The organism is Vibrio sp. 2033, assembly GCF_033339735.1.
The window spans coordinates 18,111-41,174 of record NZ_JAWOVC010000002.1; the positions used below are offsets into that span (position 1 = coordinate 18,111).

General features: G+C 45.5%; 20 protein-coding genes. 14 read left to right on the top strand and 6 right to left on the bottom strand.

Features of this window, described 5'->3' with window-relative positions; all coding sequences use genetic code 11:
* The first annotated feature begins 7 nt into the window (after positions 1 to 7).
* The 5 genes from R7P74_RS03465 to R7P74_RS03485 are packed head-to-tail and all read left to right on the top strand — an operon-like array spanning position 8 to position 6,518.
* On the top strand, positions 8 to 1,102 hold the full coding sequence (locus tag R7P74_RS03465) for an ATP-binding protein (RefSeq protein ID WP_225473089.1): 1,095 nt from the start codon (positions 8 to 10) through the stop codon (positions 1,100 to 1,102).
* Positions 1,089 to 3,482: a DUF5682 family protein gene (locus tag R7P74_RS03470; RefSeq protein WP_225473090.1), complete on the top strand. Its 2,394-nt coding sequence runs from the start codon at positions 1,089 to 1,091 to the stop codon at positions 3,480 to 3,482. The genes R7P74_RS03465 and R7P74_RS03470 overlap by 14 nt, the downstream gene beginning before the upstream one ends.
* Positions 3,475 to 4,575 (top strand): VWA domain-containing protein, encoded by a 1,101-nt coding sequence (locus tag R7P74_RS03475; protein WP_225473091.1) that lies wholly within the window; start codon positions 3,475 to 3,477, stop codon positions 4,573 to 4,575. The genes R7P74_RS03470 and R7P74_RS03475 overlap by 8 nt, the downstream gene beginning before the upstream one ends.
* Positions 4,575 to 6,233, top strand: coding sequence for a hypothetical protein (locus R7P74_RS03480; RefSeq protein WP_262634093.1), 1,659 nt, complete (start codon positions 4,575 to 4,577; stop codon positions 6,231 to 6,233). The genes R7P74_RS03475 and R7P74_RS03480 overlap by 1 nt, the downstream gene beginning before the upstream one ends.
* Entirely contained in the window at positions 6,234 to 6,518 is a 285-nt protein-coding gene (locus R7P74_RS03485; protein ID WP_213899875.1) for a hypothetical protein, read from the top strand.
* A gap of 91 nt (positions 6,519 to 6,609) precedes the next feature.
* Here the strand turns inward: R7P74_RS03485 and R7P74_RS29900 are convergent, their stop codons facing one another.
* From R7P74_RS29900 to R7P74_RS03495, 4 genes are all read right to left on the bottom strand, one after another.
* Positions 6,610 to 6,762, bottom strand: coding sequence for a DDE-type integrase/transposase/recombinase (locus tag R7P74_RS29900; protein ID WP_390902713.1), 153 nt, complete (start codon positions 6,760 to 6,762; stop codon positions 6,610 to 6,612).
* Between the two features lie 58 nt (positions 6,763 to 6,820).
* Positions 6,821 to 6,973, bottom strand: a complete 153-nt coding sequence (locus R7P74_RS29905) for an IS3 family transposase (protein WP_225473093.1) — start codon at positions 6,971 to 6,973, stop codon at positions 6,821 to 6,823.
* A 121-nt stretch (positions 6,974 to 7,094) separates the two neighbouring features.
* Entirely contained in the window at positions 7,095 to 7,388 is a 294-nt protein-coding gene (locus R7P74_RS03490; protein ID WP_225473094.1) for a transposase, read from the bottom strand.
* A 233-nt stretch (positions 7,389 to 7,621) separates the two neighbouring features.
* Positions 7,622 to 8,422: a PhzF family phenazine biosynthesis protein gene (locus tag R7P74_RS03495; RefSeq protein ID WP_031781164.1), complete on the bottom strand. Its 801-nt coding sequence runs from the start codon at positions 8,420 to 8,422 to the stop codon at positions 7,622 to 7,624.
* A 147-nt stretch (positions 8,423 to 8,569) separates the two neighbouring features.
* On the opposite strand from R7P74_RS03495, the gene R7P74_RS03500 reads away from it, so the two are divergent.
* Entirely contained in the window at positions 8,570 to 9,019 is a 450-nt protein-coding gene (locus tag R7P74_RS03500; protein WP_005376100.1) for a YkgB family protein, read from the top strand.
* A gap of 198 nt (positions 9,020 to 9,217) precedes the next feature.
* On the opposite strand, the gene R7P74_RS03505 is transcribed toward R7P74_RS03500, so the two are convergent.
* Positions 9,218 to 9,694 carry a DM13 domain-containing protein gene (locus R7P74_RS03505; protein ID WP_005376099.1) on the bottom strand — a complete coding sequence of 159 codons (477 nt, stop codon included), beginning with the start codon at positions 9,692 to 9,694 and terminating at the stop codon, positions 9,218 to 9,220.
* 195 nt (positions 9,695 to 9,889) lie between these two features.
* Positions 9,890 to 12,214, bottom strand: coding sequence for an FdhF/YdeP family oxidoreductase (locus tag R7P74_RS03510; RefSeq protein WP_318122681.1), 2,325 nt, complete (start codon positions 12,212 to 12,214; stop codon positions 9,890 to 9,892).
* 666 nt (positions 12,215 to 12,880) lie between these two features.
* Here R7P74_RS03510 and R7P74_RS03515 point away from each other — a divergent pair.
* The 8 genes from R7P74_RS03515 (at position 12,881) to R7P74_RS03550 (ending at position 23,002) form a co-directional block, all read left to right on the top strand.
* Positions 12,881 to 13,765 (top strand): LysR family transcriptional regulator, encoded by an 885-nt coding sequence (locus R7P74_RS03515; protein ID WP_005460961.1) that lies wholly within the window; start codon positions 12,881 to 12,883, stop codon positions 13,763 to 13,765.
* A 53-nt stretch (positions 13,766 to 13,818) separates the two neighbouring features.
* Positions 13,819 to 14,649, top strand: coding sequence for a formate dehydrogenase accessory sulfurtransferase FdhD (fdhD, locus tag R7P74_RS03520; RefSeq protein WP_017447522.1), 831 nt, complete (start codon positions 13,819 to 13,821; stop codon positions 14,647 to 14,649).
* Positions 14,650 to 15,055: 406 nt separating this feature from the next.
* A complete protein-coding gene (gene uhpT / locus R7P74_RS03525; protein ID WP_021707729.1) occupies positions 15,056 to 16,450 on the top strand; it encodes a hexose-6-phosphate:phosphate antiporter in 1,395 nt (464 codons plus the stop codon).
* Positions 16,451 to 16,588: 138 nt separating this feature from the next.
* Complete coding sequence (gene uhpA / locus R7P74_RS03530; protein WP_005376090.1) at positions 16,589 to 17,197, top strand: transcriptional regulator UhpA; 609 nt, start codon at positions 16,589 to 16,591, stop codon at positions 17,195 to 17,197.
* Positions 17,197 to 18,699, top strand: coding sequence for a signal transduction histidine-protein kinase/phosphatase UhpB (gene uhpB / locus R7P74_RS03535; RefSeq protein ID WP_318122682.1), 1,503 nt, complete (start codon positions 17,197 to 17,199; stop codon positions 18,697 to 18,699). The genes uhpA and uhpB overlap by 1 nt, the downstream gene beginning before the upstream one ends.
* A 6-nt stretch (positions 18,700 to 18,705) precedes the next feature.
* Positions 18,706 to 20,046: an MFS transporter gene (locus tag R7P74_RS03540; RefSeq protein ID WP_262634095.1), complete on the top strand. Its 1,341-nt coding sequence runs from the start codon at positions 18,706 to 18,708 to the stop codon at positions 20,044 to 20,046.
* Positions 20,047 to 20,169: 123 nt separating this feature from the next.
* Positions 20,170 to 21,387, top strand: coding sequence for a mannose-6-phosphate isomerase, class I (manA, locus tag R7P74_RS03545; RefSeq protein WP_262634096.1), 1,218 nt, complete (start codon positions 20,170 to 20,172; stop codon positions 21,385 to 21,387).
* 352 nt (positions 21,388 to 21,739) lie between these two features.
* Positions 21,740 to 23,002 carry a hydroxymethylglutaryl-CoA reductase gene (locus tag R7P74_RS03550; RefSeq protein ID WP_225473099.1) on the top strand — a complete coding sequence of 421 codons (1,263 nt, stop codon included), beginning with the start codon at positions 21,740 to 21,742 and terminating at the stop codon, positions 23,000 to 23,002.
* Positions 23,003 to 23,064: the final 62 nt, after the last annotated feature.

Consider the following 23,064-nt stretch of genomic DNA (forward strand, 5'->3'; position numbering starts at 1 on the left):
ATTAACCATGTTTGCAGTACAACGATTACCCGCAGAGCAACTGTACAAAGAACAATTAACAGCACTACAAGATGCGGATACATCATCAAAGCCCGCTCATTGGCAACTCAGTCCTAAAGCGGTACGCACCTTCATTCTTGGTAGCGACACGCCAATTTCAGGGCAAATCATCACACGTAAAATTTACGGTAACGATGCGGTGGTAGAGCGCGCCATCGTCACGCTGCTTGGTCAACAAGGCTTAATGCTTGTTGGTGAGCCTGGCACCGCAAAATCGTTACTGTCTGAACTGCTGAGCGCCGCTATCTGTGGTAACAGTACCTATACCGTTCAAGGCAGTGCTGGGTTATTTGAAGAAAACATTCGCTACAGTTGGAACTACGCTACCCTGCTAAAATCAGGCCCAACCATGGATGCCATGGTACCCGGCCCACTCTTTAATGCCATGAAACAAGGGGCCATCATGCGTTTTGAAGAGTTAACGCGCTGCCCAACAGAAGTGCAAGATAACCTGATCCCTATCTTATCGGATCGCATTTTGCACATTCCAGAGATTCAATCTGAGACCAACTACCTATTATCTCAGCCTGGATTCACCATCATTGCATCTACAAATTTAAACGACCGAGGCGTTAATCAAATGTCTTCTGCTCTCAAGCGTCGTTTTAATTTTGAAGTATTGAAACCCTTAGCTCAACGCCAGCAACGCATTGAATTAGTCATGACGCAAGTGAATGATCGACTCAAACATGAAAAAGTCGATTTACGTTTAGAGAATGACACCATTGATGTATTAGTCACGGTATTTGATGAATTGAAATCAGGCCAAGTGGCAGGAGTGAGCATCCCAACGCCTTCGACGTTACTCTCCATACCTGAAAGCATCAACTTAGCCTTTCATGCCGCCATGCAGTGCCACTACTTTGGGGATAATCACGTTACTCCTGTGCATTTGGCTCAATTTTTAATGGGCACCGTCATTAAAGACAATCAAAAAGATCATGAATCATTAAGCGATTACATCCGGGTGATCACTCGTCAGCGTGCGAATGACCCACAATGGGCCCTATTCTTAGATGGATGCAAACATGCAGGGATCTGATCTTCTTTCTCTTGCGGCTCAATTCCATCACGATAATAACCTCATTTGGGCTCCCATTCGTCATCACAGTCCAACATGCAGTTGGTACTTGTTGCAATTGATCAAACAAGCCAAACCTGATGTGATTCTCATTGAAACACCACATGATGCACAATCCTTGCTGCCCTACATGCAAGCCGATGAATGCCAAGCGCCAGTGGCGATTTATCTACACAAACAAGCACGCTTAACGAATGAGACCCAGAGTGACCCTTATGCTCAACGCGGGTTTATCCCATTTGCAGAGATGTCACCTGAATGGAACGCTCTAAAAGTCGCAAAGAAAAAGAACATTCCTTGCCAATTTATTGATTTGCCTTACGGTTATTGGAATGAGAGTAACGAGGAAGAGGAAAACGAAGAAGGAAATAACCCGTTAATTTACGCTTCCAGTGAAAAAAAGCATTTTCAACACCGTTACCTTGACGCGTTACTTCAACGCTCTGGGTGCGAACATTTTGATCAGTGGTGGGATCGCCATTTTGAAGCCAATGTGACCTTGTCACCTTCTGAGTTTTTTACACGCATGCACCTATTTGGACTGCAAATGCGGGAGGGGCGTGTCGAGACGGATCGTCACACTCAATACCGTGAACAGTACATGGCAAGCCACATTGCGCCTCATATCCAAGAGGGAAAACGCGTATTGGTGGTCTGTGGTGCGTTTCACTGCATGGGGATCTCGCACTATTTACAACAAGGCACCTCCGATTTTTTACCTCAAATAAAAGTGGAAACGTCTTATCAATACCTGATCCCTTATCCTTTATCACGATTAAGTCATCCCCAGTACGGCGCGCATTTATCGCAAAGTGGCTATTATGCGCATTGGTGGAAAAAACTAAAATCAAGCACGAAGAAAGAACGAGCAACACTAGCCACCCGCCTGCACACGGAACTGGCGACAGAGCTCATGTCATTCTTACAGCAAAAAGAGCACCCTGTTGCCATGCCGCAATTGGTCGATTTGGTGGTGGCCGCCGAGCATTTAGCTCAACTGCGCCAAGTGCCAGTCGGACGCAGTGAGTTTTGTGAGGCCGCGTGCTTAATCTTAGAAAAAGATCCGAGCTTAAGCGATCACATATCGCGTTTTTCATTATGGCTTGATGCTTTTTTTGTTGATTCACAATACGGAAAGGTGCCGAATACGCTGCCTTCTTCGCCGATCATCATTGACTTTCACCGTCAATGTGATGCTTTTGCATTACCAAAAACACTCAGTGATCTCACTATTACTAAAGAGCTGGCTATTTATCGAAGTCCCAAACACCTTGCGCTTTCTCAGTGTTTACATCGTTTGGCTTTTTTATCGATTCCTTACGCCACTCAGATCGCAGGCCCGAATTTTGTCACTCAAACGGATCTTTATCGCGTACGAGAAAAGTGGCTGATTCAATACGAACTTACTACAGAAACCACATTAATTGAGCTTGGCTACCAAGGCAGCACCATTGTAGAAGCGATCAACTATAAAATACAACAACACCTCGCTGATGAATACCTAAACAGCGAAAATCTTGTGGCGTTGCTATTGCGTTCTTTGCAGATGGGGCTGGAAAAATGGCTTACCCCATTCTTACATCGCCTCTCTGAGCAGGTGGATAAAGAAAGTGATCTGCATATTCTTAATCAAACACTGACGCTGTTATTTCGCTCTCAATGGAACAGTTCGTTGTTTGTGCAAGACACGAAAAACGAGATAGAACGCTTGATTTACCGTTGTTATGTTCGTCTTTGCACTCGGCTGCCTCGTGCCATTAATGGGCATTCCAGCACCGCTGAGGCAACCTTGCTTTCTGATCTTGGAAAGCTGATTAATCGAATGCCACAATTATGTCCGGCCTATTTTTTATTGGATGCGATTCATTCGCTGTCTGACATTGCCGTCCCTTTTGAGATACAAGGGGTATTTGCAGGATTGGCCTTATCGATTGCTCCCTCTTCAAACGAAGAAGATGAACAACAAAACGTGATATTAATGATGAGAAGTGCCGCCAGCCAATGCCATCTCACTCCGGATTCTCTGGGGGATTTCTGTTATGGGTTGGGCTTAGTCGACACGCAAATATACCAATATTATGATGCGATCCAACCGGCGTTAGATCAGATCATTTCTGAGTTTGATGAACACGATTTTCTGCACACGCTTCCCGCTTTGCGTCGCGCCTTTATGCTCATGACCCCTAATCAAATCGAAGAGTTTGGGCACTTATGTCACCAAGAGAGCGATACTTTATGGCTCAATTTAACGATACCAAGTCATGATACTTTACTTCAAGCGAATCAACTTCAACACCTAGCTGAAGAGTGGCTATCATTATGGGGGATCTCTCATGACTAATGAGCAAAATCGACGTTGGCGGTTAATCTTAGGCCAACGCTATTCACACACCCTTAATCAAGAAGACGCATTAAAAGATCAGTGTCTGGATCAACTGTATTCACAGGAATATAAAGACCGATTTACCGTGTCGTCTAAAGGTGGCATCAACAGCGGTTTACCTAGCCCAATAACATGGCTCTCAAGCGTAAAAAAAGCCTTTCCTAAATCCACCGTAGAGATTTTACAACAACACGGTTTAGCGCGCTATGGCTTAACATCGCTGCTACTCGATGAAGATACCCTCAAGCAACAAACGGCCGATTTGGATTTATTGCAACTGCTGTTATCGTTTCGCGAACAAATCCCAGCCTCTCTTCATTCTGAGCTAGAACGCATTATTCAAACCGTATGCAAAGAGTTAGAAGAGGTACTCGTACAACAAATTCGCAGTGTTTTTTCTCATCACAGAATACCGATGAGCCACGCACAACCGATGCCGTTATCCTATACGCATTGGCATCACACCATTAAACGAAATTTAAAGCACTACCAAATTGACACAGAGACGTTTATTTTAGAACGCCCTTTCTTTTATCAAACCCAACAAAATAAAGTGCCGTGGGACATTCATTTGGTGGTTGACCAAAGTGGTTCGATGTTAAATTCCTTGATCCATGCCGCTGTGGTAGCCACCATTTTTTGTCGATTGCCTATGCTCAATGTCAAACTTTATTTATTTGATACACGGGTTGTCGATGTCACCGATCATGCAGGGGATCCTCTGGCCATCTTGTTGAATTCTCAATTAGGTGGTGGGACAAACATCGGTTTAGCCATGCAATACACGCATGAACGCATCACGGATCCGGCTCGTAGCATGGTGGTATTGATCAGTGATTTCTATGAAGGTGGCTCACCCGCTTCGCTGTATCACTATACTGAAAAAATGCACCGCGATGGCGTAACCCTGCTTGGATTAACGGCATTAGATACGGCGGGCATTCCACAGTACGACAATCAAATCACCAACCAACTGTTACATAAGGGGATGGAGATAGCATCAATGACGCCCGAACATTTAAGTCAATGGGTTGCTGAGGTAATCAAATAATGACATTGCTACACTGGTCGCAACAATTAAGCGATGATTTCTTAGTTAACTGGACAAATCGCGGTTTATTACGTCGCGCCACCAAACAAAGCCAAGATATGGATATCAGTGAGTGGGACATCACCCCCTCTCACCTAAATGGCGTCATTGATCAACACCAATTAACGCTCAGTGAAAAGAGCATTGATGCCTTAACTTGCTCGTGTGGTGCCATCAATACCTGCTTTCATAAAGTGGCGTTTTTTATTGCATTACGTCAATGTGAAAGTCAAACTACTCCTGAAACCACCACAGAGGTCGCCTCCTCTTTGGCGCCTTTTTCCCTTAACGATTGGTTTATACAGCACTGTGATGACCTCGCCCCTATTATGGGAAAGAGCACCGTCACCAAGGCCATTCAGCACTGGCGAAAAGGGATTACCCTTGATGTAGAAATCCATGATGAACACGCCATCGTTCAATGTCATTTCGCAAGCAGCAAATCCTTTCGTCTCTATTTCCCACGAGCGTCGCAATGGGAACTTGCCACCTGCTCATGCAAACAACACCCTTGCGTACACCAAGCGGCGGCACTGATTGCACTTTCCATACAAGGCAATACCTTAGCCATGGATGAGGCGATCTTCATTGAACAAATCAGCGATAAGCAACGCGCTCAATTACAGCAATTAGAACAATGGTTAGAAGAGACGCTCTCAGTGGGCGTGCAAAACATCGTTCCTGCACAACTGGCACAAGCGCATACTTTGGTACTTGAGTTAAACCAAGTGGATTTACCCTCTCTGTCAGCCCAACTCAATAGTGTATTGAATACGATTGAGTATTTAGTCGCTAACTATATTGATGTTGACTACGCCACCGTCATACCGCAGATCACGGCATTAAGCTTGCAACTTCATGCTTTACAACAAACGCCACTGCCTTGTCCACTGTATCTCTTAGCGGGTGAACACAAGCGCCGTTATCATCCAGTGAGTTATCACAACCTAATGGGGATAAGTGTGGAGTTTTGGCGTACCGATAAAGGCGCTCAAGGGTATCGTTTTTATCTTTATGATCATGTTCAGCACCAATGGACTACCATCACCGATGGTCGAAAAGCACAGCGAAATCAAGGCTGGAATAGTCAATTGGCGTTTGCGCATACTCAGTGCGATCTCAAAGCTCTGCCTTCATTGGCACTGATGTCGTTTTCGGCGCAATCAAAAATAACGCATCACAATGAGTTATCCATAAAAGATACTAAAATCACATCGTCTCCTACCGATATTGAATGGGAAACCTTGTTTGATCACCCAGAACTTCAGGTTCGTGCCCAATGGCAGCGTATGCAAACCCGTCGTTTATCAAACCGTTTTGCATCCAATACGGATCAATTAGGTTGGCTATGCTGCGAACAAGCATACCAGACGCAACACATGCCATATTGTCACTATCAAGAAGCGGAGATCGTTACCACATGCGATACAAGGGTGAATGTTCGTATCCCAAAAAATATAGACTTATCTATGAGTAATGAGCATCAGCAACTGCTCTTTGGTCGCTGGAACTGCAATGCAAAACAGAGTTATTTTGAGGTATTGGCGATGTTTACCAAAACCCCACTCTCTGATGAAAAATTCGGCTTAGTGCAAATAAAAACAAAGGACAAAAACTAAATGGAACGAAATCAACTCTCTGATTTTTTACTGAAATGGCAACAGTTATCTCACGCGATTCTACAGCAAGGGGCTCATAACTTACGCCCAAAAACCAAACAGCAACTTGAAGCGTGGCGACAGCAAGCGGCATTACTTGGTTTTCATCCACTTAATGATTATTGCTATGAATTATTACATCCTACACAGGCTGAGAGAGCACCAGCAAACGCCTTCCGCCACCTTCTGCATTACATGGAAGGGATAAATCGTACGGCGATTAGTTTATACATGCCTAATAATTGAGCATGAGCACAATTATCTTATCTTTATATATCTATGTCGCAGTTTTGGGTTGGCGACTCATGCTTTCAGTTCCAATATGCCATCGTGATCGCTAATAAAACAAGATCCTCCGTATTCTTGGTGACATAGACCAACCGACAACTTGCCGAGCGTAAAAATCCATTACAACCACCAAGAACAAAAATCCTTCGTGCGTGTGGATATAAATGATATCGCTCACCCACCACTGATTTGGCGCTAACACTTAAAACTCTCTATTGAGGCCATTATTAAAGACCGGAGTAATCCACTTTTGGACGCTTCTAACCTCGTAAAACTTTGAGGTTAGCGTTCTGCTTTAATCTCAGAACTCGATTTCTCCCACAGGCTATTTTCTCATCCTTTAAATCCAAGTGAAGATTGCGGTATCCATGTAAACCACCACCCTCAAGCCAAAGCTGTTTGATTTTGAGCAACAGCTTTTTTCTTCAATATACTGCTTACTTTGTGGCTCTTTCAGCCATGTGTAATAACCACTAGGGTGTAGCCCTAAGCAGCGACACATCGCTCGGATGGGGTAGTGATGACTGCGAGATTTTATGAACGCGTATCGTTCTTTGACTCGTTGGCAAACAACCTTGCGGCTTCCTTTAAAATATACCTTTCTTGCTCGGCTCGCTTGAGTTGCTTCTTCAAGCGCGCAATTTCAGTGAGAAGATCGCCATCTTGTTTACACTGAGTCGGTGGCTTAGAGAACTTTGATACCCAGTTATAAAGCGTCTTACTGGATATCACCAAGCGAGCAGCAACGTCGTTAACGGCATAGCCATGCTGAATCACTTGGTTGACCGCTTCAATTTTAAATTCTTCTGGATATCTTTTGCTGCTCATAAGCACCTCTCTTTTAGTCATTTTGCCTAACTAAAAGGTGTCTATCAAGTCGGTGGCTATTCACATACCACCTAGAAGGCCGATAGTTTTCATATAACTCTCCAATCGTTATACACCACCGTGCCAGGGGTGTTTTTACAAAAAAAAATCAGCCACTTAAATAAGCAGCATTCAAGCGTCTTCACTATTGAGCATTGGGTAACACGAAAATAAAATCATTCCCACAAGGACCGCTACGCGATTCTCATATATCCTCGCAATATCGTTACTGCATTTCCAGAAAGCTTAACGTGCTCAGTGCTTAACAACTCTGTATGGACGACCCCACTTCTCTTGGAGGCTTGGAAGCCTTTCAGTTGCTTTTTGTTGAGCTCTTTAGCCCAGTAAACACATAAAGCGCAATGTGCAGAGCCTGTAACTGGGTCCTCATTAACACCTACCCAAGGCGCGAAGTATCGAGAGACAAAATCGGCGTCAGTGCTTGATTGAGCAGTGATGACGACGCCACGGCCTTTTTGTTTAAGCAGCGCACCAAAATCAGGGTCGAGCTGTTCAAGCACAAATTCATCATTAATGACGACCAACTGCTTATTATCAAACTGACCGTAGGCGACTACATTGGCGGCATCTAGCCCCAAACCATGAAGTAAGTCTTTGTTAATACTAGCTCGCATATCTAAAGTTGGAGCAGGAAACACCAAATGAATTTCTTCATGATCGAGTTGTGCAGTTAAAACCCCAGATAGCGTAACGAACTCAATCGTATCTCCAGTATTATATAACCCCTGCTCTTTCAGAACGTGCGCCGTTGCAAGTGTGCCGTGTCCACACAAAGCAACTTCCGTCCTCGGTGTAAACCAACGAAGTTGCATTGTACTGAGTGACAGAAATGCCGTTTCAGATAACGACATCTCGGCCGCGATGGCCAACATCGTTTCCTCATCAAGGCTTGACTCTGTGATACAAACACCCGCGGGATTACCTTTGAAAACCTCTGATGTAAACGAGTCAACCTGAAAAATTTTAACTTCCACGAAATATCCTTAAGTTCTATCAAACACGTAATTCTGTATCACGTGATTTTTAATATCTGTTGTTTGAGCGAAAAAAACCTATGAAATTTTCTACCAACCTTATAGGTCTTGTTGGAAGCGCTAACAAACAGGAGAATGTAGTTAATTATGCAAAACGTAAAAAGCCATCATCAATGTGACTCAATTGGATATCTTATCGGAGTTTTCGGCGTTTCTTTAGTTCTAATATGGATTGGTATTTATAAATTCACACCTACAGAGGCCAAGCTTATACAACCGCTCGTTGAAAATCATTTTCTGATGAGTTGGTTGTATGATGTGATGTCAGTTCAAGCCGTATCAAACATCATTGGCGCAACAGAAATCATTGTAGCTATTGGATTAATCGTTGGCCTTAAAAACACACGAGTCGCTTATTTTTCTGGCATAGCCGCCGCAATTATTTTTCTTGCGACACTCAGCTTTCTAATTACGACACCGAATACATGGAAAGTGTCTGATGGGGTTTTGGTGACAAACTTCTTTTTAGTAAAAGATATTCTATTTTTAGCCATTGCGATTAGCGTCATCGAACGAAACAAGCCAAACAGAGAATAACTCTAAATAGTTCGAAATCTTGTTTTTCCAGAACGTAGCCTGAAAGGTGCAAACGACTTACAGGTCGAATGGTTCTGTCAATAACTCTAAACAAAGGCTCTTAAATTTAGAGTGTTTAAGAGTCTTTGCCTCTTAATTATGCGAAACAACATCCTAGCGTAAAGTGAAAAGAAAAGCCTTTCACTCTACTGCTAAGGTTTATTGATACTTTGCCGAAGTAATGAACTCACCGAATGTCTCGCACCATACAACAACCGTATTGTATTCAGAAATTGAAGTGCTTTGAGGAACCTCAACAACGAAGTTATCGAACGTTTTGACATCACCAATTAAGCTCATCTCAGATTTAAGGTCATTAAACTCTTGTTCCGTTTCGACAAACTTAGGAGATAGATAGAGTTTATAGTCTGGTCCGGGAGCGAGTTTTCCTACCAACGTAATGACTTCAGAACTCAAATGAATTTCTCCCTCTCCCCAATGAAAAGCGTCGCTACCTTTGAGTTCCCTCTTAAACACTGCGCTGTATTCTGCACCTTGCTTGCTCTTAGCAACTTGTTCATCGGTCGGCGCAGGTGGTGCAATAAGGATCGGTAAAGTATAGATACCTATCGCAATGCCAATAGAAACTGCCACTAAGTGACTGATTGTTAATTTAATTATATTTTTCAAGGTCATAAGCATCTTCTTATTAGTTTTACTACTTGAAATTAGATTCAAATCGGCCTTATCTGTCTATTATCGAGCAGCATAATGTCATTAACATTATACACAAGCTATGCGCACTAAATGCAGACTGAGCGCAATTAAAAACGGCTGATAATTAATATCAGCCGTTTGCTTATCGGAAATGTCGTTGTGCCGGTTTGGTCACTATTCCGCTTCCACCAAAGCGATCTTATCGGATGTCGATTTTTCCAATTTTATCGCAATAAACTTAGAGGTTGGCGTAAACGTTCTATCCCCATAACTGTCCAAAGGAACTAATGGGTTTGTTTCTGGATAGTAAGCCGCCGCCTGACCTGCTGGTACATCATAGGCAACAAGCGTAAATCCGCTCACACGGCGCTCAACGCCATCTTCCCACAATGACACCATGTCCACTTTGTCGCCCGGTTCAAAACCGAGTTTACGAATATCCGCTTCATTGATAAACAGCACTTCGCGCATACCAAATACTCCACGATAACGGTCATTCAAGCCGTAAAGTGTCGTATTGTATTGGTCGTGTGAGCGCATGGTTTGCAAGATCAAATCTGGCTTTTGGCCTTTTTCGAGTATCGCTTCGCTGATCAACTGCTTCGGCAACTCGCTAGAGCTGAACTGTGCTTTGCCGCTTGGTGTATTCCATCGACGCTCGGCAGCTGGGTTTACCAAGTGGAATCCACCCGGGTGTTTAAGCTTATGGTTAAAGTCGGTAAAGCCCGGAATCGTGTCTGCAATCAAATCGCGAATACGGTCGTAATCTTCAATCGCCCATAACCAATCAATTGGTTTTGCCCAGAGTGTAGCATTGGCAATACCGGCAATAATCGCTGGTTCTGAACGCAAATGCTCCGAACGCGGTTTTAGCTGACCAAATGAGATATGTACCATGCTGAAGGTATCTTCAACCGTCACGCCTTGTGGGCCAGTCGCTTGCTGATCAATCTCGGTACGGCCTAAGCATGGAAGAATAAGCGCATCTTTACCTGTGACAAGGTGAGAACGATTTAACTTCGTCGAAATGTGTACGGTTAAATTACAGTTTCGCATCGCGTTGTGCGTACGTTCTGTGTCTGGCGTTGCTTGTGCAAAGTTGCCGCCCAAACCGATAAATACTTTCGCTTGCCCTTCTTCCATCGCTTTAATGGCTTGCACAGTGTTGTGGCCTTCACCACGCGGGACGTCAAAGTTAAATCGACTTTCAATGCGATCCAACAACAGATCTGAAGGTTTTTCATCAATGCCCATCGTACGGTCGCCCTGAACGTTACTGTGACCACGCACTGGTGAAAGCCCCGCTCCCGGCTTACCAACGTTACCTCGTAACATTTGCACGTTTGCGACTTCTTTAATGGTTGGCACAGAGTGACGATGCTGAGTCAACCCCATCGCCCAACACATGATCACACGTTCTGCACGTCGATACATGCTCGCCACCATCTCGATTTCACTTAAATCAAGACCCGATTGTTCCGCGATGTGTTCCCAAGAGGTTGCGTCCACTTCAGCCAAATACTCATCAATACCTGTTGTGTGTTGCTTGATGAATTCACGATCAAATACCGCTTTTCCACCGTTTTGCAATGCCTTGCGTTCCCATTGCAACAAGAATTTCGCGATGCCACGAAACACTGCCATGTCTCCACCTAAAGCAGGACGCAGGTACGCCGTGTTGGTAGGCTCTGAACCGTTACTCAACATCTCAATCGGCATCTGTGGGTTTTGGAAACGCTCTAATCCGCGCTCTTTCAGCGGGTTTAGACAGATAACCTGTGCTCCACGTTTTACCGCTTCACGCAGAGGTTCAAGCATTCGTGGGTGGTTCGTACCCGGGTTTTGACCAATCACGAAAATCGCATCAGCTTCTTCAAAATCATCAAAGATCACTGTGCCTTTACCAACGCCAATGGTGTCTTTCATCCCTATTGCACTGGCTTCGTGACACATGTTGGAACAATCTGGGAAGTTGTTGGTACCGAATGCGCGCACAAATAGCTGATACAAAAACGCCGCTTCGTTGCTTGCACGACCAGAGGTATAAAACTCAGCTTGGTGTGGCGAATCCAATTGATTGAGATGTTTCGCGACAAGTGCAAAAGCCTCATCCCAAGAGACTGGCACGTAATGATCGGATTCAGCATCGTATCGCATTGGGTGCGTGATACGGCCTTGGTATTCCAACCAGTAATCGGTTTGAGTTGAGAGAGAAGAAGCGCTGTGATTGGCAAAAAACTCAGGATCAACCAGACGATTGGTCGCCTCCCAGTTTACCGCTTTCGCGCCATTCTCACAGAAATTGACTTTACCACTATCTGGCGACTCACCCCATGCACATCCCGGACAGTCGAAACCGCCATTTTGGTTGGTTTTGAGCATAGTGCGAATGTTTTTAACTGCATTTTCACTGCCCCACCAACTTCTGGTTACGGCTTTCAGTGCACCCCAACCACCAGCTGGACCTTTGTATGTTTTTATTTGTTCTTTTTGGCTCACGACTTTACTCCTCGCAGATATACCAGCAAGCAGGGTGCCCGTGAAAACAAGCGCGTTATTTATTGAGATAATGCGGAAGTATTGAAGGGCTTAGTTTCTAATCCATGTATTTTTTAATCCAAATAAGTAACCACTCAACATGCTCTCGCTTGTCCGAGCGTTTACTTATCTAGATTCTTGATATCGGATACCCGCCTACTGTTTCTAAGACTGTTAGATTCAATTCGCATTGTTGCGCCTTGATCTAAATCAAAGATTAAGTCGTTATTCAATATGCGTCCAATTGATAATCCTGACCGAGTGATAAACAAAATCTATGACGAATTTTTCCACTGACGGTCATCACATTTTTAATCAATACAATTTATGAGGTTAATCGTTTTCCCATCCGATTCCACCTAGTTCGCTTAACGAACTCAATAAAATCGGCACTCTTGATAATAGATAGTATCTATCACACTATAGATACTTTAAATTTGACCCTAATTAATATCAGGAATAGCCTTGATTCAGATCAATTTTGAGTGTGGTTTTATTCTTGACTTGGTTTTGGTTTTCCATTCCCCAGTTAAAACGCTCCAGCGCTTAAAAAGTACGGTAGTGCTGTGCCCTTTTTAGGGAGTTCCCCCGTACATGTGACTCACAACGCAAGGTTAACAAGCCATTATGGATATCAAACAACTTAAATATCTCATCGCACTTGAACAGACCAAACACTTTGGTCAAGCCGCCGCATTGTGCCACATTACGCAGCCTACCTTGTCCATGAGGATCCGAAGCCTAGAGGAAGAGCTCGATCTCGAATTAATCCAAAGAAGTCAACGATTTGAAGGATTTACTGAAGCCGGAGAACGCATTTTGGCTTGGGCAAAAACCGTCTTAGCAGCTCATGATGGATTGCAAGCCGAAGCCGCCAACTGCCGTGGTCAATTGGTCGGCTCTCTTCGGCTTGGAATGGTGCCACTCGCCAGCCAAAACCCTATGCAATTGCTCAAACCATTAGCTCAACAGTTCCCTGAGTTACGCTTTCAAATACTCTCCATGACGACCGAACAGATCATAGACCAACTCAATCGAAATCAACTTGATTTGGGGATGTGTTATGTCGATCAAGTTAACACCGCTTACTTCGATGTTATCGAGCTAGATTCAACCAAACTTGGCGTTTTATTCGATGAGCGTCATTTTGATTTTGCCGAATCTGAAGTGTTATGGGAGTCACTCAATAACATTCCGCTAGGGCTGCTTTCGAAGGGCATGCACTATCGCCACTCCATTGATCTTAGCTTTGTGAGTAAAGGGCTGGTTCCGCAAACCGTCATTGAAAGTAACTCCACCTTTCACTTGATCCAAGCAGTAACCAGTGGCCTTTGTTGCGCCATTATGCCGCTGAATTGTGGATTGGAAGAGTTGAACGATACGCTTCGCATTATCCCTATCGAAGAAGCCGCCGTTCACGCCCCGCTAGGTTTGTTAAAGCGAAAACAAGAACCCTTCTCCGCGCTAACCGATCAGTGCTTCGCAGAAGCAAAAAACATATTCAATCGATAACAAGAATCCACACGTCAATTTTTGGCATACATAACGGCTTATGAGGTGATTTCATGAGATGTACTACTCAATCTTATTTTGAACTGTCCGATTTCAATCAAGCACCACCTCAACCAAGTGCGTTCAATTACCGAGAATTGATTGATGGCCGCCCAGTGCAACAAATGTCGCTGGCGAGTGAATCCGCCTTAGCTATCAGCTATAACGGCATTAGCCAAGCGGTCATGATGGTGACGCCAGGCCATCTGGAAGACTTCGTGAAAGGATTTAGCCTAAGCACAGGCATCGTCCACGATTTCAAAGAGATTAAAGACATTGAAATTGGTGGCGATCACGAATCTCACTATGCGGAAGTGGAAATCAGCAACCGCGCTTTCTGGGCGTTAAAAACACAGCGCCGAAATCTTGCCGGCACAACCGGATGCGGCATTTGTGGTGTAGAGGCTCTGGAACAAGCTTTGCCTGATTTGGCACCGCTAACACCGTCTCTTCCTCCGCGCTCCGATGTATTTGAAGGGCTGCGAGACAAAGTCGCACTGCATCAAGAAGCCGCACGTGAATCTGGCGCGTTACACGCCGCTTTATTTGCAGATTTACAAGGCAACATCAAGTTGTGCCGAGAGGACATCGGCCGTCACAACGCGCTAGATAAGTTGATTGGCGCATTGGCCAACAATCACATCGAGCCTCAAAGTGGCTTCGCTATCATGACAAGCCGTTGCAGCTTAGAGTTGATCCACAAAGCCGTTCGCGCGCGTATCCCCACTCTGGTTTGCTTATCTGCACCTACAGCGTTAACTGTCGAATGGGCAAGAAGAAACCATTTGAACCTAATTCACTTACCAAAACACGGCTCGCCACGTCTATACAGCCCTGCGCCTTAACACGTCAACCTAGCCAAATCCCTAATATTTCTAACAGAGACCTCTGGGTCTCTGTTGTTTGCTTCTCGTTCCCAATTGATACTTAGCGACAAGACACTATTCTCTCCAACCAAACGTGCTCACCCCTTGTCAGCACTAAGCTTGCATATATTAACCTGCTTGCATTTGAACGCTTTCCAATCCGATAAGAACCCTGTCAAAAACCCATAAATTAGTAAGGATTTTGTGTGACTCTTTTCACGCTTTTCCGCCTTCCTAGGCATTTCTAGGAATTTTTCCTAGCCGATCTAGGCAACCATCTCATGTGCCTCACAAAACCACTCTCTAGAATTCCGCTCAGTCAAAGGTAACAAGAGCACATAACGGTCGCCGTTGTGTTTCTAAAACAATTACAAGAGAGTTCATCATGTTAAAATTCCTCGAACAGGTGCGGAAGCCGACCCTCGATCTTCCTGTCGAAGTTAGAAGAAAGATGTGGTTTAAACCGTTCATCCAATCTTACTTGGTCGTATTTATCGGCTACCTAACCATGTACTTGATTCGTAAGAACTTCAATGTCGCGCAAAACGACATGATCTCAACTTACGGTTTGAGCATGACAGACCTAGGTCTTATTGGCCTTGGCTTCTCCATCACATACGGCATCGGTAAAACCGTTGTCTCTTACTACGCTGACGGTAAGAACACCAAGCAATTCCTCCCTTTTATGCTGATCCTTTCTGGTCTTGCAATGCTTGGTTTCAGCTTCAGCATGGGCGGCGGTAGTGCAAGCCTGTTCTTGATGGTGGCTTTCTACGCTCTGAGTGGTTTCTTCCAAAGTACTGGTGGCCCTTCTAGTTACTCAACCATTACAAAATGGACACCTCGTAACAAACGCGGCTCTTACCTAGGCTTGTGGAACATGTCACACAACGTTGGTGGTGCGGGCGCAGCGGGTGTTGCTCTTTTCGGTGCCAACTACCTATTCGACGGACACGTAATCGGCATGTTCGTGTTCCCTTCTATCATCGCGATCATCGTTGGTTTTATCGGTATGCGCTTTGGTAGCGACTCTCCAGAAGCTTACGGTCTAGGTAAAGTAGAAGAACTTTTCGATGAAGCAGTGAGTGAAGAAGACACCGCCGCTGAAGAAAACCAGATGACCAAAAAAGAAATCTTTGTTGAATACGTTCTTAAAAACAAAGTTATCTGGCTACTTTGCTTTGCCAACATCTTCCTTTACATCGTTCGTATCGGTATCGACCAATGGTCAACGGTATACGCGTACCAAGAACTTGGTCTGTCAAAAGAAACGGCAATCTCTGGCTTTACTCTATTCGAAGTCGGTGCGCTTGTGGGTACTTTGATGTGGGGTTACTTATCTGACTTAGCAAACGGTCGCCGCGCATTGGTTGCTTGTGTGTCTCTTGGTTTGATCATCGTATCGCTTGAGTTCTACCAACACGCCACTAGCGAGTTCATGTACTTAGCCTCACTATTTGTATTGGGCTTCTTGGTGTTTGGTCCGCAACTTCTTATCGGTGTTGCCGCGGTTGGTTTTGTCCCTAAAAAAGCAATCAGTGTGGCTGACGGCGTAAAAGGTACATTCGCTTACCTAATCGGTGACAGCTTCGCGAAACTTGGTCTCGGTATGATTGCAGACGGTACACCTATCTTCGGCTTAACAGGTTGGAAAGGTACCTTCGCAGCTCTAGATACCTCCGCCATGATTTGTATTGTTTTGCTTGCTTTCGTCGCTATCGCGGAAGAGAAGAAGATTCGACACGCGAAGAAGCTTCAACTTGCACAAAACCAAGCCTAACTTCTCTGCGCGCTTTACTTCGGTAAAGCGCGCAAGATCATTAAAATGAGTTGATCAATTCAGTATCATTAAAGGTTTTTCTATTGGCTCCTGTTGGAGCTTATTGTTGTTAGTCGTCTGCTCTATTTGGTTGTAATAATGATTCATGTTGCTCTAGTTGATGATCACGTCATCGTGCGTTCAGGTTTCGCACAATTATTAAATTTAGAAAGTGATATTACCGTTGTCGGTGAATTCGGCTCTGTCGCCGAAGCGCGCAAAGGCTTGCCTGCGGTACACCCTCATGTCGTCATCCTAGATATCTCCATGCCAGATGAAAGCGGCTTAAACTTTCTTAGCGAAATACCAACTGGCATTGCCTGCGTGATGCTTAGCGTGCATGACTCCCCTGCGATGGTGGAAAAATCACTAAAGCTAGGTGCAAAAGGCTATCTTAGTAAACGCTGTAGCCCAGACGAACTTATTCAAGCCGTGAGAACCAGTGCTTCTGGCGGCTGTTACCTCACATCAGATATTGCACTTAAACTTGCAACGCCTAGCGACAACACCACCTCTCTATGCCAACTGACAAAACGTGAAAACGAGGTATGTCAGCTACTTGCGACCGGGTTGGATGTAAAGTCTGTCGCGGCAGAGCTTGGCTTGAGCCACAAGACCGTGCATGTGCATCGTGCGAATGCCATCGACAAACTCGGCGTGAAAAACAACGTTGAGCTCGCCAAACTATTTTCTCAAGAGTCCTTTTAATGCGAGCTTGCGCTGTTACCACCATTTGCGGACTATTTGTTATGGCTTGCGCCTGGTTCTGCTTATGGGTGATTGCCTATTACTTTGTCAATGATCCCGAACTGGCGATCTTATTGTTTCCTTTCGCTTTAAGATTAGGTGTCGCCCTACACACTCGCACCGCTTATTGGCCGACGATTTACCTTTCGGAGTGGGGACTTTCCATCGCACTTGCAATGTTACTGGGTCAACCGCAGTGGCTTACCGTGCTGATTGCGAGCATTGCCAGTATCCCGGTCACTCTGATTGCGAAAAAATACTACTACGGAGACCAAAACCGCCACTTAGCCGTCATGGGCATTGTGATCATCATTACCGCCTTCATCAACGTAATGGCGGTCGGATTTCACGTGCCTTCTGTTTACATGGTATGGCTGGCTAGCATTTCTGGAGGCTTGCTCGTGGTGCCTATGTGCTACCTGTTGTGGAGCTATTTGTTCCAAAGTCGTTGGTCTCCGCTTAGCTCTCTCCTACTTAGTAATGCCGTCGTATTTCAGGTGCGTCATATCGTGCTTTATGCGCTGCTTTTGATCGGCAGTATTTTGGTGCAAACCAGTTTACCTGAAGAGCTAAAACGATTTGCGCCGTTTTGTATGGCGATTCCAATCATCGTGCTTGCTCTGCGTTACGGTTGGCAAGGTGCTCTGCTCGCCACCATGCTCAACAGCATAGCGCTGATTGCGGCTCGTAGCGGCGTATCGAATCTAGAAATCACCGATTTGTTATTATCTCTCTCGGCGCAAACCATTACTGGCATTATGCTCGGTTTAGGGGTTCAGAAACAAAAAGACCTCAATCACAAACTGCGCGGCGAGCTTGCACGCAATCAGAATTTGTCTCGCCAGCTTATCAAAGCGGAAGAATCGGTAAGACGCGATATTGCGCGCGAGCTACATGACGAAATTGGACAGAACATCACGGCGATCCGCACACAAGCCAACATCATTAAGCGGGTAAATAACGCCGAAACAAGCGTGGGTTGCGCCGACATGATCGAAGGGCTTTCCCTCAACGTGTACGACACCACTAAGCGACTGTTAAGCAAGCTAAGACCAAAAATGCTGGATGATTTGGACTTGAAAGAATCCGTCGAGCAACTGACGCGAGAGATGGAATTCGCCAATCACGGAACGAATGTTCAACTGAACTGGCAAGGCGATTACACCAGCCTGAGTGACACACTCAAAGTCACCCTATTCCGTTTATGCCAAGAGTCATTAAATAACGCAGCCAAGTACGCAGAAGCGCAGTTGATCAATATTGAGCTGACAATTGGAGAAACGGCGGTGTCACTGATGATTCACGATGATGGTGTCGGCTTCAAAGTTCAGGACAGCATGAAAGGCATGGGCGTTCGCGGCATGCAAGAACGTGTGCACGCGTTAGGTGGAAAAATGGTTATCTACTCCACCAGCGATCAAGTGATCGGCACACAAATCAGCATTACTTTACCTAAGGTGTAACTCAAGATGTTTGGATTTTTACGTTCACCTAAATTTACTCAACCGAGCCTGAGCAACGAGCAAATCGACCAGCGTTACCACCATTGGCGTTTGCACATTATGTTGGGGATGTACATCGGCTACGCAGGTTTCTACTTTACCCGTAAGACCTTTAACTACGCCGCACCAGCGATGATTACCGATCTTGGCTTAGATAAAGGCGATTTGGGTCTTATCGGTACACTTTTCTACATTACTTACGGCTGTTCGAAGTTTATTTCTGGCATGATTTCGGATCGCTCTAATCCTCGTTATTTCATGGGATTAGGATTGATTGCGACAGGTCTGGTCAATATCGCGTTCGGTTTTTCTAGCTCACTCGCGGCTTTCATTACTCTGTGGATCTTAAACGCCTGGTTCCAAGGCTGGGGCTGGCCTTCATGCTCCAAGCTGTTAACCACTTGGTATTCACGCTCCGAGCGTGGCTTCTTATGGGCGATTTGGAACACCGCACACAACGTTGGTGGCGCGCTGATCCCTATTTTGGTGGGCTATTTAACGTTGCACTACAGCTGGCGTGAAGGTTTTATTCTACCCGGCATCATCGGGGTATTACTCGGTCTATTCGTTTGTTGGCGATTGCGCGACAAACCCACAACAATGGGTTTACCAAGTGTCGGCCAATGGCGCAACGACGCACTAGAACTTGCGCAAGAAAATTACGGACGTGGCCTCACCTACCGCGAAATTCTGAAATCGTACGTATTTAACAACAAATACATCTGGCTGCTCGCGTTCAGTTATGTGTTGGTTTACATCGTCCGAACCGCAATCAATGACTGGGGAAACCTGTACTTGACCGAGCAGCATCACTATAGCCTGATTAATGCCAACGCTGCTCTGTCGATGTTTGAAATCGGCGGTTTTGTTGGTTCATTGGTTGCGGGTTGGGGCTCAGACAAACTCTTTGGCGGTAACCGTGGACCAATGAACTTGCTGTTCGCGATTGGGATTTTCTTATCTGTCTCTGCGCTTTGGCTAATGCCTCTGACCAACTTTGCATTCCAAGCAGCGGGATTGTTCTCCATCGGCTTCTTTGTCTTTGGGCCACAAATGCTGATCGGTATGGCGGCGGCTGAGTGCTCTCACAAAGATTCTGCCGGCGCGGCAACAGGATTCGTGGGCTTGTTCGCCTACATGGGCGCTGCATTGTCTGGCTATCCACTGGCATTAATTCTTGAAGAATATCATTGGACAGGTTTCTTCATCACCATTTCAGTTTGTGCAGCCGTCATTGGCCTTTTGTTGCTGCCATTTTTGCAAGCGCAACCTTCACGAAAACCACTCGAACCAAAACCTCGGTTGTAAATCGACTTATCGCCCTCGGGCAAATTGGCGAGTGACCTAACCGCGCTCGCCCTCCTTATTTAACGTATCTCTGCTCAATTTTTCTTCCGATTCAGTTCGGAGGGTTAACTATGGGAAAAATTCATGAATTTGAACACTATTTCATCGCATAGCTTCTTTCAAATGAACAACAAAATCCAAAACTACGCTTGGGGAAGCACCTCTTCTATTCACGATTTGTTTGGCTTTTCTAACGAAACGAATGAGCCTCAAGCAGAAGTATGGATGGGTACTCACCCAAACGGCTGCTCTGAAGTTCAGGTTGAGCAAAACACGCTGCCTTTGTCTGAACTGATCAAACAAAACCAACCCGCTTATTTATCAGCAGAAACCGCAGCAAAATTTGGAGACCTGCCCTTTCTGTTTAAAATCTTAGCGGCCGAACATGCACTGTCGATTCAAGTTCACCCAAGCAAACAAGATGCCGAAATAGGCTTCGAAAAAGAACAAAGTGCCGGGATCCCACTAAACGCAAGCCATCGTAACTACAAGGATCCAAACCACAAACCTGAGTTGGTGTACGCGCTGACAAGTTACCAAGCCATGAACGGTTTTCGCTCGTATGCCGAGATTATTGAGGCATTTAGCCTTTGCGATATCGATGAGCTACGCGCACCGCTAGATGCATTCAAACGCGAAATCAACTCACAAGGTTTACGCGATTTCTTTGTGCACATTCTGACCATGGAAGGAGAAACAAAAGCGCGTGCACTGAAACAGCTTCTTGCCCACGCTTCACGTCAATCAGAGCAAGGCACTGACAACGACGTTTTCCAGCTCATCTTGGATCTATCCACTCAATACCCCGGCGATGTCGGCTTGTTTGCGCCATTACTGTTGAATGTCATCACGCTGCAACCTGGCGAAGCGATGTTCCTGAGCGCAAGAACGCCACACGCTTACATTAAAGGAACGGGATTAGAGATCATGGCGAACTCAGATAATGTTTTGCGTGCAGGACTCACGCCGAAACACATGGATGTTGAAGAACTGGTTAAATGCACAGATTTTGTGCCTAAGCCGTTTAACAGCCTTGTTCTTAAACCCAATGCCAATGGTTGCCAAAGCCTTTATCCGGTCCCAGTGGCAGACTTTAGTTTCAGCATTCTTAACCAACCGAACAATGAAGTGGTTGAGGCAAACAGCGCAGAGATTTTGATGGCGATTGATGCCGACCTGACACTCATCAGTGATAACGGTGAGACGTTAACCGCTGCGAAAGGACAATCTGTATTTGTTCCTGCTTACGTTGGCCATTACCGTATTCAAAGTGCGGGACGTGTGGCTCGCGCCTTCAACTAGTTTTTGAATAACTGATTCAAACTAACGTCTGACCCAAGGGACTGGGTTAGACAATTTATTCCTTTCATAGATTGAACCATTCCGCTTTTAAGGCACTCATGCTTACACCTTGCCGAATCCAAACACCTACAGGCCAGTTTCTCTAAGAGCCATAACCTCCCGGCTCTGCCATTTACTGCAACATTCATTGTCAAAACCCATTTATTTCCGGTAAATTCGCCGCTCCAATATAAAATCACTTGGATAATAAAGGCGCTTGCACAGTGGTATTTGTTGCAAAACGTATAATCAACGTTGTAATCAAAGCCCCAATCACTACAATCTCTGGTTCGATTTTTCAGTTAACGTTTGTATGCCGAAGTTAAACCAAGATAACCCTGTTCAAAGCTCCGCCCTTTCCGATATCGAAACCAGCAGTAAGATTCAATCGGCATTAGAACCGAAGTTTCACAAGCCAGAGAAACGTCTCTGCTTAAGCCCTGGCCTATCGGATAAGCATTTGGCGCGCCGTTGGCAAGTATTGGAACAAGTGACCAATAAAGATCATCTTCTTGATCCTTTCACACAGTCACATTGCGACGCTTACTCCAACAACATCGAGCACTTCATTGGTACTGTCAATGTGCCGGTCGGCATCGCAGGTCCTTTACGCGTCAACGGTTTGTATGCGAACGATGACTTTTTGGTTCCGCTCGCAACGACAGAAGCCGCGTTAGTCGCTTCCTACAACCGTGGCGCAAATCTTATCACCGCCGCTGGTGGCGCGAGCGCATTGTTACTAAGTGAAGGGGTGAGCCGAACACCAGTATTCGCCTTTAATCACCTTGCTGACGCCGGCCAGTTCGTCAGTTGGGTTGTGACCCAGTTTGACGTATTTCGTCAAATTGCGGAATCCACCACCTCACATGGCAAACTCAAAGACATCAATGTAAATATCGAAGGAAACCATGTTTATTTGGTCTTTGAATACGTGACTGGTGACGCTTCCGGACAAAACATGGTGACCATCGCAACAAACGAAGTGTTCCATCATATTTTGGCGACCAGCCCAATCAAACCAACTCAAGCATTCTTGGATGGCAACTTATCAGGCGACAAAAAACCAAACGCACACACACTGCGCTCGGTACGCGGTAAGAAAGTATCCGCCGAAGTGACCATTCCTGCTGAGTTGGTGGAAAAATATCTGCATACGACGCCGGAGTCTATGGTTCAATTTGGCAAAATGACCACAGTGGGCGGTTTACTCAGCGGGACAATTGGCGTCAACGCGCATTACGCAAACGCCCTTGCCGCGCTGTACATTGCTTGTGGTCAAGATGCCGCTTGCGTTGCAGAGTCTGCCATTGGAATCACTCGTATGGATGTGGACGCTCAAGGCAACTTGTACGCGTGCGTGACCTTGCCAAACATCATGGTGGGAACGGTTGGCGGTGGTACTGGCCTTCCAACGCAAAAAGCATGTTTGGATATTTTGGGTTTGCACGGCAACGGCAATGCGAAAGCGTTAGCCGAAGTCGCAGCTTCGCTTTGTCTAGCTGGCGAACTCTCGATTGTGGGCGCATTTTGTGCCGATCACTTCTCTCGTGCTCACCATAAGCTTGCCCGAAAATAACCTTTGTTGCTTTGTACAAGAGAACATCCGTGTGGTTTTCTCTTGTGTAAACCAATGGACTT

What these genes read in the sequence shown, in the direction of transcription:
- R7P74_RS03465 (WP_225473089.1), top strand. Translation starts at nt 8, where the DNA reads ATGTTTGCAGTACAACGATTACCCGCAGAGCAACTGTACAAAGAACAA.
- R7P74_RS03470 (WP_225473090.1), top strand. Translation starts at nt 1,089, where the DNA reads ATGCAGGGATCTGATCTTCTTTCTCTTGCGGCTCAATTCCATCACGAT.
- R7P74_RS03475 (WP_225473091.1), top strand. Translation starts at nt 3,475, where the DNA reads ATGACTAATGAGCAAAATCGACGTTGGCGGTTAATCTTAGGCCAACGC.
- R7P74_RS03480 (WP_262634093.1), top strand. Translation starts at nt 4,575, where the DNA reads ATGACATTGCTACACTGGTCGCAACAATTAAGCGATGATTTCTTAGTT.
- R7P74_RS03485 (WP_213899875.1), top strand. Translation starts at nt 6,234, where the DNA reads ATGGAACGAAATCAACTCTCTGATTTTTTACTGAAATGGCAACAGTTA.
- R7P74_RS03490 (WP_225473094.1), bottom strand. Translation starts at nt 7,388, where the DNA reads ATGAGCAGCAAAAGATATCCAGAAGAATTTAAAATTGAAGCGGTCAAC.
- R7P74_RS03500 (WP_005376100.1), top strand. Translation starts at nt 8,570, where the DNA reads ATGCAAAACGTAAAAAGCCATCATCAATGTGACTCAATTGGATATCTT.
- R7P74_RS03505 (WP_005376099.1), bottom strand. Translation starts at nt 9,694, where the DNA reads ATGACCTTGAAAAATATAATTAAATTAACAATCAGTCACTTAGTGGCA.
- R7P74_RS03515 (WP_005460961.1), top strand. Translation starts at nt 12,881, where the DNA reads ATGGATATCAAACAACTTAAATATCTCATCGCACTTGAACAGACCAAA.
- fdhD (WP_017447522.1), top strand. Translation starts at nt 13,819, where the DNA reads ATGAGATGTACTACTCAATCTTATTTTGAACTGTCCGATTTCAATCAA.
- uhpT (WP_021707729.1), top strand. Translation starts at nt 15,056, where the DNA reads ATGTTAAAATTCCTCGAACAGGTGCGGAAGCCGACCCTCGATCTTCCT.
- uhpA (WP_005376090.1), top strand. Translation starts at nt 16,589, where the DNA reads ATGATTCATGTTGCTCTAGTTGATGATCACGTCATCGTGCGTTCAGGT.
- uhpB (WP_318122682.1), top strand. Translation starts at nt 17,197, where the DNA reads ATGCGAGCTTGCGCTGTTACCACCATTTGCGGACTATTTGTTATGGCT.
- R7P74_RS03540 (WP_262634095.1), top strand. Translation starts at nt 18,706, where the DNA reads ATGTTTGGATTTTTACGTTCACCTAAATTTACTCAACCGAGCCTGAGC.
- manA (WP_262634096.1), top strand. Translation starts at nt 20,170, where the DNA reads ATGAATTTGAACACTATTTCATCGCATAGCTTCTTTCAAATGAACAAC.
- R7P74_RS03550 (WP_225473099.1), top strand. Translation starts at nt 21,740, where the DNA reads ATGCCGAAGTTAAACCAAGATAACCCTGTTCAAAGCTCCGCCCTTTCC.